Genomic DNA, 14,530 nt, shown 5'->3' with positions numbered 1-14,530 from the left:
ATGTCACAACATCCCACACCACAAGGCGCCACCAGTGGTTCCTCATCGGGGCTGGAAAGAGGCCTCAGCAACAGGCATCTCCAACTGATTGCCATCGGCGGAGCCATTGGCACCGGACTTTTCTTTGGCTCAGGGAAGGTCATCAGCCTCGTTGGCCCGTCGGTGATCCTCGTTTACATGATCATCGGCTTCATGCTGTTCTTCGTCATGCGCGCACTCGGGGAGCTCCTTCTCTCGAACCTGAACTACAAGACCTTTGGTGACATTGCCAAGGATCTCATCGGCCCCTGGGCGGGCTTCTTTGTCTCCTGGAACTACTGGTTTTCCTGGGTCATCGCCTGTGTCGCCGACATCGTCGCGATCACCGCATACGTGCAGTACTTCAACCCGGGCGTCGCAGTCTGGATCCCGGCGGTAATCACCGCCGTGGCCCTGCTGATCCTGAACCTGCAACCCGTGCGGGCCTTTGGCGAGACCGAGTTCTGGTTCGCCATCATTAAGATTGTGGCCATCCTCGGCCTCATTGTTGTTGGCCTCATTCTTGTCTTCACCGGATTCACCAGCCCGACAGGTGCCGATGCCGGCCTTGCCAATCTTTGGGAGCACGGCGGATTCTTCCCCACCGGCTTCGGCGGGTTCGTCCTCGGCTTCCAGCTGGGAATCTTCGCTTTCATCGGCATCGAACTCGTCGGCACCACGGCCGCCGAAACCCGAGACCCGCACCGCAACCTGCCCCGCGCCATCAACTCGATCGTGGTCCGCATCCTGGTGTTCTATGTCGGTGCCCTCGCGGTCATCATGGCAGTGACTCCTTGGGACGAGATCAACCCCGGGCAAAGCCCCTTCACCTCGATGTTCGGCATGGTCGGGTTCACCGGCGCCGCGTTCGCCATAAACCTCGTGGTCCTCACCTCGGCGGCCTCCAGTGCGAATTCCGGTGTCTACTCTGCCAGTCGCATGGCGTTCGGTCTCGCCAAGGACCGCCACGCGCCGGAAAAACTGGGCACACGGACGGCGCGTTCGGTTCCGCGGAACGCGGTCTTCTTCACCGCGGTGTTCCTCTTCTCTGCGATCCCGTTGCTCTATGCGGGCGACACGTTGCTGGCGGCCTTCACGATCGTCACCTCGATCTGCGCAGCCAACATCCTATTCACTTGGGGAATCATCGTTGTCAGCTACATCCGTTACTACCGCAAATTCCCAGAACGCCATGCCGCGTCGCGATTCAAGTTGCCTTTCCCTCACATCACCCCATGGCTCGTGCTCGCGTTCTTCGCGTTCATTGCCGTGACCTTGTATGCAGGGGAGGACACCCGCATCGCCCTGATCCTCTCGCCATTGTGGTTCTGCCTGCTCGGCGTGTTCTGGTGGTTCACCAAGAAGCGGCTTATCAGGAACGGACACCCGCTGACCGGCAGCATCGGCGTTGTCACCGCCGAGGAAATCGCGGAGAACTACAAACAGCACTCTTGATCCCGGATTGGCGCGTAGTGAGCCATTCCTGAACAACCCCGGGCGTTGCTCACCGAAGGCATCTGAATCGCAACGCCACATGATGGTCCTTTGCAACGAGTCCGGCGTTGTCCACACGGCTGGTTGAGCGGCCCCGCCCGGTGTCCGGGCGGGGCCGCTTCGCGTGTCGGCTCTTCGTCAGAGCACGCTGTTGATGAAGTTGCGCGTGCGTTCGTGCTGCGGGTCATCGATCACCCGCGAGGGGTGCCCGCTTTCCACGACCACGCCGCCATCCATGAACACCACTTCGTCGGCGGCGCTTCGCGCGAAGCCGATCTCGTGCGTGACGACGACCATGGTCATGCCGCCCGCCGCGAGGTCGCGCATCACGCTGAGCACGTCGCCGACCAGCTCGGGGTCGAGCGCGCTCGTCGGCTCGTCGAAGAGCATCAGCTTGGGCTTCATCGCCAGCGCCCGGGCGATCGCGATCCTCTGCTGCTGTCCCCCGGAAAGCTGGGACGGGTAGCGGTCGGCCCATTTGTCGAGACCCACCTGGCGCAGCAGCCTGTGCCCCTCGGCAATGGCCTCCTGCCTTGGCCGTTTCGCGACGCCGACGGGTGCCTCGATGATGTTCTCCAGCGCCGTCTTGTGCGGGAACAGGTTGAACTTCTGGAACACCATGCCGATCGAGCGGCGCTGCCTAGCGACCTCGCGCGGGTTCATCTCGTGCAGCACGCTGTGCTTCTCGCGGTAGCCGACAAGCTCGCCGTCGACCGAGATCCGGCCGCCGTCGATCGTTTCCAGGTGGTTGATGCAACGCAACAGCGTGGACTTGCCCGATCCGGAGGGCCCGAGCAGGCAGGTGACCTGCCCGGGGTAGACGTCCATGTTGATGCCCTTGAGCACCTCAAGCTGACCGAAGTGCTTGCGCACCCCGCGCATCTTGACGAGCGGCTCCCGGCCTGCCCGCGGGTCGGTCTCCCGTGCCGCTGTCATCTGCGCCGTGGCGCCCTGTGCCTCAGACATTTACCCGCTCCTTCGTGTTGGTCTGGCCGCGCTGCACCTTCAGCAGGCCCGCGATCTCCCTGGCCTTCTGCAGGGGGGTTGGGGGCAGGTTTCGGGATGATCCGCGCCCGAACCGGCGCTCCAGGTAGAACTGCGGGATCGAGAGCAGGGACACGATCGCGAGGTACCAGATGCTGACCACGATGAGCAGCTCCACCTGCTTCAGGTTCTGCGCGGAGATCTGCGTCGCCACGGTGTACAGCTCCATCACGGCGATCAGCGACAGCAGCGAGGTGTTCTTGATCATGGAGATCAGCTCGTTGCCCATCGGCGGGATGATCACGCGCATCGCCTGCGGCAGCAGGATCCGCATGAAGGTGTAGAGCGGGCTCATGCCCAGCGAGGCCGCGGCCTCCTGCTGTCCCTCGTCCACGGACAGCATGCCGGAGCGGACGATCTCGGCGGCGTAGGCGGCCTCGTTCAGGGTGAGCGCGAGAATGCCGGCGACGAACGCCGTGATCAGGACGTTCGTGTCGATCGACCAGAAGGTGATGCCCGTGAAGGGGATCCCCAGCGTGATCTTCTCGAAGATCAGGCCGAAGTAGCCCCAGATCACGATCTGCACCAGCAGCGGGGTTCCGCGGAACAGCCACACGTACAGGGAGGAGAAGACCACCATGACGGGGTTCCCGGACAGCCGCATCGCGGCGAGCGTGACCGCCAGCACCGTCGCGACCAGCATCGAGACCACGGTGATCAGGATCGTGAGTCCAACTCCCGCGATGATCCGCTCGTTGAAGAGGTACTTCCCGATGACCGGGTAGTCGATGTTCTTGTTCGTCGCGATCGCCTGGATGAAAGCGGCCGCGAGGAACAGCAGCACCACGGTCCAGATGATCCGGCCGGGCCGCCGGAGCGGCTTGGCGACGACGTCGTGGTTTTCGGTGACACTCATGTTCAACCCGCCCGCCTACTTGCCGGCGGCGTTGACGATGGCCTCGTCAACGCCGAGGGAGGGCATGCCGTGCTTCGCGAGCAGGTCCTGGTAAACGCCCTCCTCGATGAGCGACTGGAGTGCCAGCTGGATCGCCTCGGTCAACCCGGCCTGCTCCTTGAGGATCCCGACGCCCGTGTAGGCGGGCTTGAAGCCCTGCGGGTTCTCGGGGTCCTCGACACCCTCGAAGTCGTTGCCGCCGCCGGAGGTCTTGATCGTGTAAGCGGCAACGGGTGCATCCGTCACGTAGGCGTCGGCCTTGCCCGCCTTCAGTGCGGTCTGCGCATCGTTGGCGACGGGCAGCTCCTGGACCGCGACCCCGGGCTTGCCCTTTGCCTCGCACTCGGCGACTAGATCACGCAGGATCTGGCCCTGGATCGTGCTCTTCTGCACGGCAACGGTCTGGCCGCAGAGATCGAGCAGGGTGCCGATCTGCTCGGGATTTCCCTTCTTCACCACGATCGTGAAGCCGGCCCGGAGGTAGTCGACGAAGTTCAGCGTCTTTTCCCGCTCGACCGAGTCGTTCATGCCGGCCATGATCACGTCGAAGCGCTTGGATTGCAGCGCCGGGATCACCGTCTCGAAGTTCTGGTGCTTGACCTCGAAGGTCAGGTCGAGCTTCTCGCCGAGCGCCTGGGACAGGTCCCAGTCGAAGCCGCTGAGCCGGTCCTTGTCGTCCATCAGGATGAAGGGCGGGTACGGGATGCCGGAGGCGACCCTGACCAGCCCGGAATCGCGGAAGGATTGCGGGACGGCCTTGGCGGCGGCCTCGTTGACGCCGCTCGTGAGCGCCTGCGCGGGTGCTTCCGGGACGGCGTCCGCCGCGGAGCAGGCGCTGAGGCCTAACACTCCGGCGAGAGCGATCGCGGTGCCGGTCAGGAGCTTCTTCTGCATTTTCATGGGGTTCCTCGTCATCTGGGGAAAGGGGCGGATCCCTCCGCCTGCTGGGGGTTTTATGCTGCGTCCCTGGCGACAGGCCGCCCGGGGTCGGGTGCGGGTCATGCGCCCCACGCGACGATGCGCGCGGGAGTTTCGGGGGCCGTCCGGGCGGCGTCCGCCCACGGCACGGAACGCGCGGGGGTGTGCGTGGACAGGTAGTCTTCGTAGGTCTCGCGGCGCACGGCCAGGCGGGTGTCGCCGTCGCGGCAGAACACCACCGGCGGCTTCAGCGCGCCGTTGTAGTTGTTGGCGAGGGTGTAGCCGTAGGCGCCCGTCGCGCCAAGCGCGATGATGTCGCCCGCGGCCGGATCCGCGAGCCGGGCGCCGTCGACCAACAGGTCGCCGGACTCGCACTGGCGGCCGACAAGCTGCGCCGTCACGTTGGGCTGCTCCCCCGCGCGGTTCGCGACGACCGCGGAGAAGGTGGTGTCGGTGAGCGCCACGTTCATTTGGTCGGCCAGTCCGCCATTCACCGCCACAAAAGTCTTCCCGGTGGTCTTCACGTTGTTCACCTCGTAGATGGTGATCCCCGACCGTGCCACCAGGGAGCGGCCGGGCTCGATCAGCAACCGGGAGCCTGCCGGCAGGACCTCGCGGGCGATCGCGGTGATCTCGTCGAGGTACTCCTCCACGGTGGGCGCGCGATGGCCCACGTTGTAGTTCACGCCGAGCCCGCCGCCGATGTTGTAGGTCCGGAAGGTGCCGAAGCCCGCGATCGCCTGGACAGCGCGCCGGAACGGCTCCACGTCGAGGATCTGCGAGCCGATGTGCAGGTGCACGCCCTCCACCTCGATCGTGGGGTGGCCTTCCAGCCGGGCGATCAGCGCCCGCGCCTGCTCGATCGGCAGCCCGAACTTGGAGTCGCTGCCGCCCGTGGCCACCGAGCGGTGCGTGTTCGGGTCGATGCCGGGGATGACGCGGATCAGCACAGGCTGTTTGCGGGTGAGCAGCCGCTCCAGCCGTTCGATGTCCGCCAGGTTGTCCACGACGATCGTTCCGACCCCGCATTCCACGGCAAGCCGCAGCTCCTCGACGCTCTTCGCGTTGCCGTGCAGGTACATCGTCTCCGGCGGCACGCCCGCCTCGAGGGCGAGAATCAACTCGCCGGCCCCGGCGACGTCCACGCCGATCCCCTCGGAGGCCGCGATCGCGTAGGTGGCCAGCACCGGCATCGACTTCGAGGCAAAGGTGACGGCCCCTCCGGGCCACCGCGCGCTCATCCCGTCCCGGTAGCGGCGCATCTGCTCGCGCAGGCCTTCCTCGTCCACCACGTAGGCGGGAGTGCCAAAGGTCCGGGCGAGTTCAACCACCGAGCATCCCCCGATTTCCAGTTCCCCCCGAAGGTTCACCGAACTGTGGACCGGGAACACCTCAGCGAGTGCCGCATCATAAAATTCGTGCTCAGACAACCCTGTCTCCTCTCCGCTGCGAAGCGCTTGGATGCGCTTGCCTGAATGACATTAGGCGACCAAAACGCTCCAATCTTTATCGATATTGATAAAGTTCGTGCATGAGTTTTGCGATTACGACAACGATGGCCGCTGCCGGCATCGCCAGGGGACTGCCGCTCGATGAGCTCGTCGAGCAACTCGGCGAAACCGTCGGCCGGCTGCGGGTGCCGCGCAACCAGGGCCCCCGCGTACTCGGCGTGAGCTACTACGACGCGGATACGGCGGAACCGCCCAGCCCCGGCCACCTCCTGCTGCTCACGTCCGCCTCGGTGCTGCCGAAACAGCAACTCGACGCCGCCTTTGCCTTTGCCGCGGAGCAGGGGCACAGCGCCGTTGTCTGCAAAGGAGTCCCTGAAGGGGATAACGCCCTGACCGAGGCCGCCAACACGCACGGCGTCGCGCTCGTGAGCCTCAGCGTCTCCATTTCCTGGCGCCAGCTCGACGCGCTCGTGAGCCGGCTGCTCGCCGAGTACGACTCCGGCCTCCACCTGGCGCCGAGCGCCAGCGACCGTCTCTTCGCCCTCGCAAACACGGTCGCCTCCGTCTTCGGCGGCTCCGTGGCCATCGAGGACCACCGCCGCAACATGCTCGCCTACTCCGCAATGCCCGGGCAGGCGATCGACGACCTGCGTGCAAACGGCATCCTGTACCGGCGCACGCCCGACGCGCCGCTGAATGAGATCCGCTACCGCGAGGTGTTCGCGAGCACCGGGATTTCCCGTTTCTCCCAGCAACAGGGCGAGGCGCACCGCGCGGCGGTCGCGATCCGGGCGGGCAACATCCCGCTCGGATCGATCTGGGTGATCGACCCGGACGGCCACGACCTCGACATCCCGCTGTCCGAAGAAAAGCAGGAGGTTCTCACACGGGCCGCGATCCTCGCGGCCCGCTATCTGGTCGACGCGTGGCGCACCGACAACTCCAGCGACCGGCCCCGCGAGGAAAGCTTCCTCCGGCTGATCAACGGAACCGCGAACCAGAACGAACTGACCACGCTCGGGCTGCGCCCGAAGCAGTTCGTGACCCTCGCCGCGGTGAGCTCCGCGAGCCACAGGCTCGACGCCGCCGAGCTGAACGACCTGCGATTCGCCGTGCACCGGCACGTATCTGTGTATTTCCCCGGCTCCATCACGATCACCCAGAACGACGCCGTGCTCACATTGCTGCCCACCGGCTCCTCGGAGGAGGCACGCAGGGTGTTCCGGCAGCTACTCCCCGAGCTGGTTCGCGCCAGTGCGCAGGAGTGGAGGGTGGGCGTCGGCGAGCCGCGCCGGTTCTCCGGCACGTTGACCCGACAGCGCGACGAGGCTGTCGGCGTGCTGGAATGCGCCCGGATCAGGGGGCTCGACGTGGCAACGCTGGACGAGGTGCGCCCGCAGCTGGTGCTGCTCGGCTGCCAGGGCCAGCTGGTGGATCAGCGCCACCTCATCGATCCGGAGCTGGCGGCGCTCTTGGACGGGGACACCGCGCGCGACGAGGAGGCCCGACTTACCCTCCTCGTCTGGTGCGAGGAGCAAGGCAACGCATCAAGGGTCGCGGACCGGCTGAACATCCACGAGCAGACCGTGCGCTACCGGATCCGGCAGCTGCGTGAGCGAATCACCCTGCACCCGAAGGATCCGGATGCGTTGCTCGCGCTGTGGCTGCAGCTGCGCCTGCACGCGCTCGGCAAGGGCGACGAGCCGGGCAAAAAACGCGGCTAGGTCCCGTCTGATTCATGCCGGGCCAGATGGCGACTGCCGTGTGGTGGCGAATGCGCCGCTCAATGACGTTTCGCATCTTGGATTGCGGGTTTCCAGGGGTAATGATCGATCGGTATTCGCGTCTGACGACATAGGTCAAGCGTGCTTTTTGATTGCTTGAAACCCCGCAGCCGCGCCCGAACCCGCCAAGGGTGGTTTGCCTAAAACAACGGCAAGCCACCCTTTTGTTCTTTAAGAACCGCCCTTGAGATGTACTTTCGCACAATTATTGACGGCGATCTCGCGCACACTCGTCATGTGCTGGCGCCGCTTTCCTTGAAAAAATCGATACCTGGCGAACGGCGTCGGCAATCCCGCTTCGGCAGTCTTGAAGGAGACAGTGGAACCGCCGCAGTCACGTCCACGGCTGCATGCCGAAACTAGCAACCGGGCGCAAGAAGGGCTCTGCCAAATGGACAGGCCAAGGTCGGCGCTGCCGGTGGCCATCTGAACCTTGCCACTCCAAGTCCGGCCGCCGCGCCGAACGCAGGCATTCCTCGCCGCAGCCAGGCAAGGCCCTCGGAGCCGATGAATACCAGTCGCAATGTACCCAACGCGTTCCACCAAAGACCATTGAAGGATAGAAGTGAACACAGCAGCCACAAGCACCGCATCTGAGCCGACAATCAGCATGTTGAACCCCGATTTTCCATTCCCATACGATTCGTTCCTCAGCCACCCCGAAGGTGTCGGCAGCGTGCCCGAGAGCATGCATGGAACAGAGGTAGCCATTATCGGCGCCGGAGTCTCCGGGCTTGTCGCCGCTTATGAGCTCATGAAAATGGGGCTCAGGCCCGTGATCTATGAATCCTCCCAAATCGGCGGACGCCTCAGGGCGGGACGACCCAGCGGCCAGCCCGGGCCCGTTGCCGACCTCGGCGGCATGCGTTTTCCACGTTCGGGAAAGTCCTTCTTCCACTATGCGGACATGCTTTCCATCGAAACGCAGCCGTTTCCCAACCCGTTGACCCCGGCCGCAGGAAGCACCGTCATCGAGCTCGCCGGGAAATCCCACTATGCCGAGACTCCCGCAGACCTCCCCCAGTTCTTCGCAGATGTGGCAGGGGCATGGGACGACTGCCTCGAGGAACGCGCCCACTTCTCCGCCATGCAAGAAGCCATCCGATCCCGCGACCTTCCCACCATCAAGAAGCTTTGGAACGAGCTTGTTCCGAGGTTCGACGATGTCTCATTTTCCGGCTATCTCGCAACGTCAAAGGCTTTCTCCGCGCTACCTTTCGAATACCGCGAAGCCTTCGGACAAGTCGGATTCGGGACGGGAGGCTGGGACACCAATTTCCCGGACTCATTCTTGGAAATCCTCCGTGTCGTCTACGTGGACGCTGACGCCGACCAACACCGGATCCTGGGCGGAGCACAGCTCGTCCCGGAACGGCTGTGGAACCACGCTCCAGAAAACCTGGAGCACTGGCCCGCGGGCACGAGCCTTGCCTCGATGCATGGGGGAAATCCGCGAGGCGCCGTCGCTTCCGTCAAACGTGTTCTACAAAGCGATGGTTCGCCCGGGGACATCACCGTCACCGACAAATGGGGCAAGCAGGGGAACTACCCAGCGGTGATCGCGACCTGCCAGAATTGGCTGCTCTCGGCTCGGATCGACGTGGACGAATCCTTGTTCAGCCACAAACTCTGGACGGCCATTGAACGTAGCCACTACCTGCAATCATCCAAGACATTCGTAGTGGTTGACCGCCCGTTCTGGAAGGACATAGACCCGTCCACCGGCAGGGAAACCATGAGCACGACCCTCACCGACCGTCTGACGCGCGGCACCTACCTGCTCGACAACGGCCAGGATGAGTCGGCACTCATCTGTCTGTCCTACACCTGGAACGATGACGCCCTCAAGTGGCTCCCACTTGACGCAGACGAGCGTGTTCGACTCATGCTGCACTCGCTCAAGCAGATCTACCCGACCGTCGATATTGCTTCCCACATCATTGGTGATCCCATCACCGTGTCGTGGGAAGACGACCCCAACTTCATGGGCGCATTCAGTGACAACCTACCCGGCCACTACCGCTACCAGGAACGCCTATACACGCACTTCATGCAAGACGAACACGAGCCGGCACATCGCGGGATCTATCTGGCGGGCGATGACGTTTCGTGGACTGGAGGATGGGCGGACGGCGCCGTAACCACCGGTCTCAATGCCGTCTGGGGCGTAATGAACCAACTCGGCGGCAAAACCCACGCCGACAATCCCGGCCCGGGCGATCGGTTCGAAGAGCTGAAACCAATTCGACTCCCCTAGGCACCGACTTTGGCTATGGCGGGACAGCGGCCAATTGGATCTGACGTGAGGTCGGAGGCTCTTGGGGACTCCGACCTCACACAACTAGAAAGTTCAATTCTTGATGAAGAAGTCGAATTCTGGAGATTTTCCGTGGTTTTCACGCGAGAACTGGAGCGGGCTAAAGGTCGAGGAGCAGGTACGTGTCTTCCACCTCAACGGACATACCTACCTGGCCACAATCGATGCGAAGACATATGACTTCTCCGTTGTGTGGGTTCTGCGACAAGGCACTGGGTCCCGGCACATGCATGAGCACCGTGATGGAGTCCGAATCCAAGCCGAGCGCTGACATTGACCGCTACAGCACCTCGAGACGAAAGGAGAACGCAGCCGCCGGCTCCCTGGCATAGAACAGCTCCGTCCTGGATGACACACTTTCCCGGTGCTGATAATCTCCTACGCGTCCCGACGGCCCTTCATGTAATTCCGCCAAAATTTCACGCGATTCTTCACCTGGCAGGTCCTGCCCCGCGGAAAGTCCGGGGCACCGAAGTTCGCCCTGCTGCCGTCACCGAAGTGCCAGCAGGACGACCGAAGCATCCGCTGGCAACCGCAAATCCAGACCCGTGTATCGCTTGAAGGACTCCAGCCGGTTGACGATGGTGTTCCTGTGGCAGTGGAGTTCGGCAGCAGTGCCGAGCAGGCTTCCAGTACGCAGGTAAACCGCCGCCATTTCCAATAGCCGATTTCGTTCCGCCTCCGTGCAGCGACGCAAGAGCGGGTAGACGAGCTGGCCAGGATCGCAGCCAACCTGGGCAAGGCGGTGACGGGCTATGGATTGCCATCTGTCTCCCAGCGTATGAATGCCATTGCTTCCCATGGGGAGATCGCTCATGATCTCTCGAGCGGTCACAGTCGCCTTGCGGACGCTTGCAAAGCCCGATGCCATGGGTGCGACGGCCGCGCATACTCCCTCGAACAGGGATTTTTCGTCGAAATCAAGTGACGGCTGATTTCCCCTGCGACGTTGCCAAATGACGAGCGTATGGTGCCCCTGGTCGTAGGTGAAGATCTTGTCGTTCTTACGGCGCACCCCCAAAATGCGCCGCTTGACCAGCAAACTATCGTCGCGGCTAATGGCCGCCGCAACGAATTCGGCGTCTGTGTCGACGGTCAATGCTCCTGCTATCCGCATGAGATCCGATTCAGAAGGCTCCGGCGTTGCAAGCAACAGTGTCAAGTACTGCTGCTGAAGGTCGGCGTCGACCAATTCCATGTCTTCCAGTTCAGCGCGATACCACTCTTGGACTTTCCCGGCAAAGGCATCAACCGTTCGCCACACAAGTTCCGTGCGGCGGACAAGCAGAGCGGGATTCACGCCGAGGGACGGTGAAGAAAGCGCCTCCCACAGCACCGTGAAGTCCATCCGGATCGCCCTCACAAGACTCTCGAGTGGGATTCCCTGGCGCGCTCGCTTCGAGCCCAATTCCGCAGCGATGGATTCGACCGCGGCCATCTCGGCCCCTCCGGTCCGGAGCGCCTCCAGCATGGCGGCAAAGGACTTGCGGCTACTTGCGCCCAGGTCGTCCATCGTCAAACCGGACTCCGCGTAGGCCGGATCGACGAGGATCCGCGTTAGGAAGTTCTCCGAAATTTCAGCAACTTGGTGGGTCAATATTTCGATGGTTCGTTGCCAGTTTTCGTCTTCGTTCAATGTGCTCTCCACTGCTTTGTGCCTATCTCCATCTTCATGCAGCACGGTTCGCATGGCACTGTACTTTCGTACAAATAGTGCCCCTGTTTTGGCGTTGTTTGATCATGGGCACGCCTCCAGTCGAATGCGAGGATTGTGACGCTACTTGTGGCAGTGATCACATGTTTATCTTTCAGGAGTTCCAATGACTACACCAGAGCCAGCAGCAGGGCTGACGATAGCCGTCCGCCCTGACGAACAAGCTGGATACAAGCAAGGCCTGTCAAACCGGCAAGTTCAAATGATCGGCATGGGCGGAGCCATCGGCACCGGCTTGTTTCTTGGCGCTGGCGGCCGACTTGCATCCGCAGGTCCGGCCCTACCAATTGTCTATGCCGTTTGCGGCTTCTTCGCTTTCCTCATCCTCAGGGCCCTGGGCGAATTGGTTCTGCATCGGCCATCCAGCGGCTCCTTTGTTTCCTACGCACGGGAATTCTACGGCGAGAAGGCCGCCTACGTTTCCGGGTGGGTTTACGCCTTGTCCTGGGCTCTGACTGCCATCGTCGACATCACCGCTGTCGCCGTCTATCTGAACTACTGGTCCGCATTCAGCTCGGTTCCTCAATGGGTCTTGGCGCTCATAGCCCTCATCGTTGTCACCGCGGTGAACCTGATTTCGGTCAGGCTCTTCGGAGAGCTTGAATTCTGGTTCGCGGTCATCAAGGTGGGCGCGCTCATCATCTTCCTGCTCGTTGGCGGAATCATCCTCGCCGGCCATTTCCCGGTAGCCGGATATGAACCCGGGATCTCGCTCATTACCGATCACGGTGGAATTCTTCCGAACGGCCTCCTTCCGGCCGTCATCATCGTCCAGGGCATCGTTTTCGCCTATGCGGGCATCGATTTGGTTGGTGTTGCAGCCGGCGAGACGAAGAACCCCGAAAAGGTCATGCCCAAAGCCATCAATGCCGTGGTCTTCCGCATCGGCATCTTCTATGTCGGTTCCACCGCATTGCTGACGCTCCTTCTGCCTTACACCGCATACAAAGCCGGCGAATCGCCGTTCGTGACGTTCTTTACCAGCATCGGGGTTCCCGGTGCCGGTGACGCCATGAACTTTGTGGTGTTGACCGCCGCATTGTCCAGCCTCAACGCCGGACTCTATTCAACCGGGCGGATCTACCGATCCATGGCACAGAGCGGTGCCGCCCCCCGCTTCATGGAGCGAATGAGTCGCGGCGGGGTCCCCTACGGCGGGATCTTGTTCACCGCCGCTTTCACCCTGCTCGGTGTCGCCCTCAACGCAATCGTCCCCCAGATGGCCTTCGAGATCACCCTCAACGCCACCGCCTTGGCCATCCTGTGTACCTGGGCCACCATCGTGCTCTGCCAGCTCAAGCTCTACAAATTGTCCCAGGCCGGTGCCATTGCCCGGCCGTCGTTCAGGATGCCCGGCGCACCGTGGACCTCCTACCTGACCCTGGCTTTCCTTGGAGGGGTACTGATACTCATGGTTTTCGATTTCCCCGTCGGCACCTACACCGTGGCTTCGTTGGCTCTCATCGTTCCGGCATTGATTGCCGGCTGGTTTGCCGTGCGCAAGAGGGTCAATGAACTCGCCAGCGCCAACCCAGGCGGCCACGTTCTTCCCACCATCCTTGCCAAGTACAACCACGAATCTAAGGAACCCAAGTAATGAGCACTCCCACCACACACGCCATTGACAGCGACGCTGCTGCGTTTCTTCGCGATTTCCGGAGTTTGGGTGTAATCGGGGCGACCTCCGGCGGTGGCGTGGACCGCCAAGCTGCCACACCCGCCGATGCCCAGGCTCGAACCTGGTTCACCACGTTGGCCGCGCACTACGGATTCCGCACCGAGACCGACAGAATCGGCAACGTCTTCGCCCTCCTTGAATGGAACCCCGGCGCTCCCTACGTCCTTGCGGGATCCCACTTGGACAGCCAGCCACGAGCAGGAAAATACGACGGAGCCTACGGCGTCGCCGCCGCTCTGCACGCCGGCCGGCGACTGGCTCAGGAACAGCGCGTAAATGCAGGACCAGCGCCCAAGTACAATTTGGCCATCGTGGACTGGTTCAATGAGGAAGGGTGCCGATTCGCACCCTCCATGATGGGCAGCTCCGTTTACACAGGAAAGCTGGACGCGTCTGATGCCCTGGCCGTCACCGACCGAGACGGGATCACCGTGCGCGAGGCACTGACGACCATCGGTGCGCTAGGAACGGGCGATGGCCCAGTTGCGGCAGCGTACGCGGAGATCCACATCGAACAGGGCCGCTCCATGGAGGACTCCGGCACCACCATTGGCCTAGTCCACTCCTGCTGGGCAGCGGTGAAATACTCGGTTGTCGTCGACGGCGAGCAGGCGCACACCGGTTCCACCGTCATTGCCGACCGCAAGGACGCCCTGCTCGGCGCTTCACGGATCGTGGTCCTGCTGCGCGAGATCGCCGACCACTTCCCCGGTGCCGTCCTTCATACCTCCGTCGGACAGCTCACCGTCTTCCCAAACTCCCCCGTTGTCGTTCCGAGCCGGGTGGAACTGACCATGGACATGCGCAGCGCGGACGAAGAAGTCCTCGCCGTTGCCAAGACCTTGTTGACCGCGGGCATTGCCCGCATCGAGACAGAAACCAACACAATCGTCGGAGTCGAAGAATCCCACTCCTGGGGCCTAAACGCCTACCAACCGGCCGGGGTTGAGCTGGCTGCGAAGTGCGCCGTAGATCTGGGGCTGAGCCACCGTCCCGTCTTCACCTTGGCCGGGCACGATTCCATCAACATGAAGGACACCGTGCCAACAGTGATGCTCTTCGTGCCAAGCGTTGCAGGCATCTCGCACAATGAGCACGAATACACCCACGACGAAGACGCCCGCGCGGGGGTGGACATGCTCACCGAAGTTGTCTCCCGTCTTTGCCGAGGAGATCTGGACGGAGCACAGTGATACGCCAATCTCCCCGAGCGGCGG

General features: G+C 62.7%; 10 protein-coding genes. 5 read left to right on the top strand and 5 right to left on the bottom strand.

Annotated elements, in window-relative coordinates:
• The gene (locus ACFY5D_RS01620) at nt 1-1,473 is read left to right on the top strand and encodes an amino acid permease (RefSeq protein WP_387524104.1); all 1,473 of its coding nucleotides are present in this window, start codon (nt 1-3) and stop codon (nt 1,471-1,473) included.
• A gap of 177 nt (nt 1,474-1,650) precedes the next feature.
• On the opposite strand, the gene ACFY5D_RS01615 is transcribed toward ACFY5D_RS01620, so the two are convergent.
• The 4 genes from ACFY5D_RS01615 to lysA form a co-directional block, all read right to left on the bottom strand.
• A complete protein-coding gene (locus ACFY5D_RS01615) occupies nt 1,651-2,448 on the bottom strand; it encodes an amino acid ABC transporter ATP-binding protein (RefSeq protein ID WP_387527528.1) in 798 nt (265 codons plus the stop codon).
• Nucleotides 2,449-2,470: 22 nt separating this feature from the next.
• Nucleotides 2,471-3,412, bottom strand: a complete 942-nt coding sequence (locus tag ACFY5D_RS01610) for an amino acid ABC transporter permease (protein WP_387524102.1) — start codon at nt 3,410-3,412, stop codon at nt 2,471-2,473.
• A 15-nt stretch (nt 3,413-3,427) separates the two neighbouring features.
• Nucleotides 3,428-4,351: an ABC transporter substrate-binding protein gene (locus tag ACFY5D_RS01605; protein ID WP_387524099.1), complete on the bottom strand. Its 924-nt coding sequence runs from the start codon at nt 4,349-4,351 to the stop codon at nt 3,428-3,430.
• 98 nt (nt 4,352-4,449) lie between these two features.
• On the bottom strand, nt 4,450-5,799 hold the full coding sequence (gene lysA / locus ACFY5D_RS01600; protein ID WP_387524096.1) for a diaminopimelate decarboxylase: 1,350 nt from the start codon (nt 5,797-5,799) through the stop codon (nt 4,450-4,452).
• A 101-nt stretch (nt 5,800-5,900) separates the two neighbouring features.
• Between lysA and ACFY5D_RS01595 the strand changes: the two genes are divergently transcribed.
• Both ACFY5D_RS01595 and ACFY5D_RS01590 read left to right on the top strand, forming a co-directional pair.
• The gene (locus tag ACFY5D_RS01595; RefSeq protein ID WP_387524093.1) at nt 5,901-7,544 is read left to right on the top strand and encodes a PucR family transcriptional regulator; all 1,644 of its coding nucleotides are present in this window, start codon (nt 5,901-5,903) and stop codon (nt 7,542-7,544) included.
• A gap of 670 nt (nt 7,545-8,214) precedes the next feature.
• Complete coding sequence (locus tag ACFY5D_RS01590) at nt 8,215-9,861, top strand: flavin monoamine oxidase family protein (RefSeq protein ID WP_387527526.1); 1,647 nt, start codon at nt 8,215-8,217, stop codon at nt 9,859-9,861.
• Between the two features lie 550 nt (nt 9,862-10,411).
• On the opposite strand, the gene ACFY5D_RS01585 is transcribed toward ACFY5D_RS01590, so the two are convergent.
• Nucleotides 10,412-11,557: a helix-turn-helix domain-containing protein gene (locus tag ACFY5D_RS01585; protein ID WP_387524090.1), complete on the bottom strand. Its 1,146-nt coding sequence runs from the start codon at nt 11,555-11,557 to the stop codon at nt 10,412-10,414.
• A gap of 184 nt (nt 11,558-11,741) precedes the next feature.
• On the opposite strand from ACFY5D_RS01585, the gene ACFY5D_RS01580 reads away from it, so the two are divergent.
• Complete coding sequence (locus ACFY5D_RS01580) at nt 11,742-13,232, top strand: amino acid permease (RefSeq protein WP_387524088.1); 1,491 nt, start codon at nt 11,742-11,744, stop codon at nt 13,230-13,232.
• A complete protein-coding gene (locus ACFY5D_RS01575; protein WP_387524085.1) occupies nt 13,232-14,506 on the top strand; it encodes a M20 family metallo-hydrolase in 1,275 nt (424 codons plus the stop codon). Before ACFY5D_RS01580 ends, ACFY5D_RS01575 begins: the two co-directional genes overlap by 1 nt.
• Nucleotides 14,507-14,530: the final 24 nt, after the last annotated feature.

It is taken from the genome of Paeniglutamicibacter sp. NPDC012692, from assembly GCF_042901625.1.
GTDB lineage: Bacteria > Actinomycetota > Actinomycetes > Actinomycetales > Micrococcaceae > Paeniglutamicibacter.
Note: the sequence above shows the minus strand (reverse complement) of the source record. Positions and strands in the feature narration are given on the sequence as shown.

Bases quoted from the DNA above. Each gene is read 5' to 3' on its own strand.
- ACFY5D_RS01620 (WP_387524104.1), top strand. From the start codon at position 1: ATGTCACAACATCCCACACCACAAGGCGCCACCAGTGGTTCCTCATCG.
- ACFY5D_RS01615 (WP_387527528.1), bottom strand. From the start codon at position 2,448: ATGACAGCGGCACGGGAGACCGACCCGCGGGCAGGCCGGGAGCCGCTC.
- ACFY5D_RS01610 (WP_387524102.1), bottom strand. From the start codon at position 3,412: ATGAGTGTCACCGAAAACCACGACGTCGTCGCCAAGCCGCTCCGGCGG.
- ACFY5D_RS01605 (WP_387524099.1), bottom strand. From the start codon at position 4,351: ATGAAAATGCAGAAGAAGCTCCTGACCGGCACCGCGATCGCTCTCGCC.
- ACFY5D_RS01595 (WP_387524093.1), top strand. From the start codon at position 5,901: ATGAGTTTTGCGATTACGACAACGATGGCCGCTGCCGGCATCGCCAGG.
- ACFY5D_RS01590 (WP_387527526.1), top strand. From the start codon at position 8,215: ATGTTGAACCCCGATTTTCCATTCCCATACGATTCGTTCCTCAGCCAC.
- ACFY5D_RS01580 (WP_387524088.1), top strand. From the start codon at position 11,742: ATGACTACACCAGAGCCAGCAGCAGGGCTGACGATAGCCGTCCGCCCT.
- ACFY5D_RS01575 (WP_387524085.1), top strand. From the start codon at position 13,232: ATGAGCACTCCCACCACACACGCCATTGACAGCGACGCTGCTGCGTTT.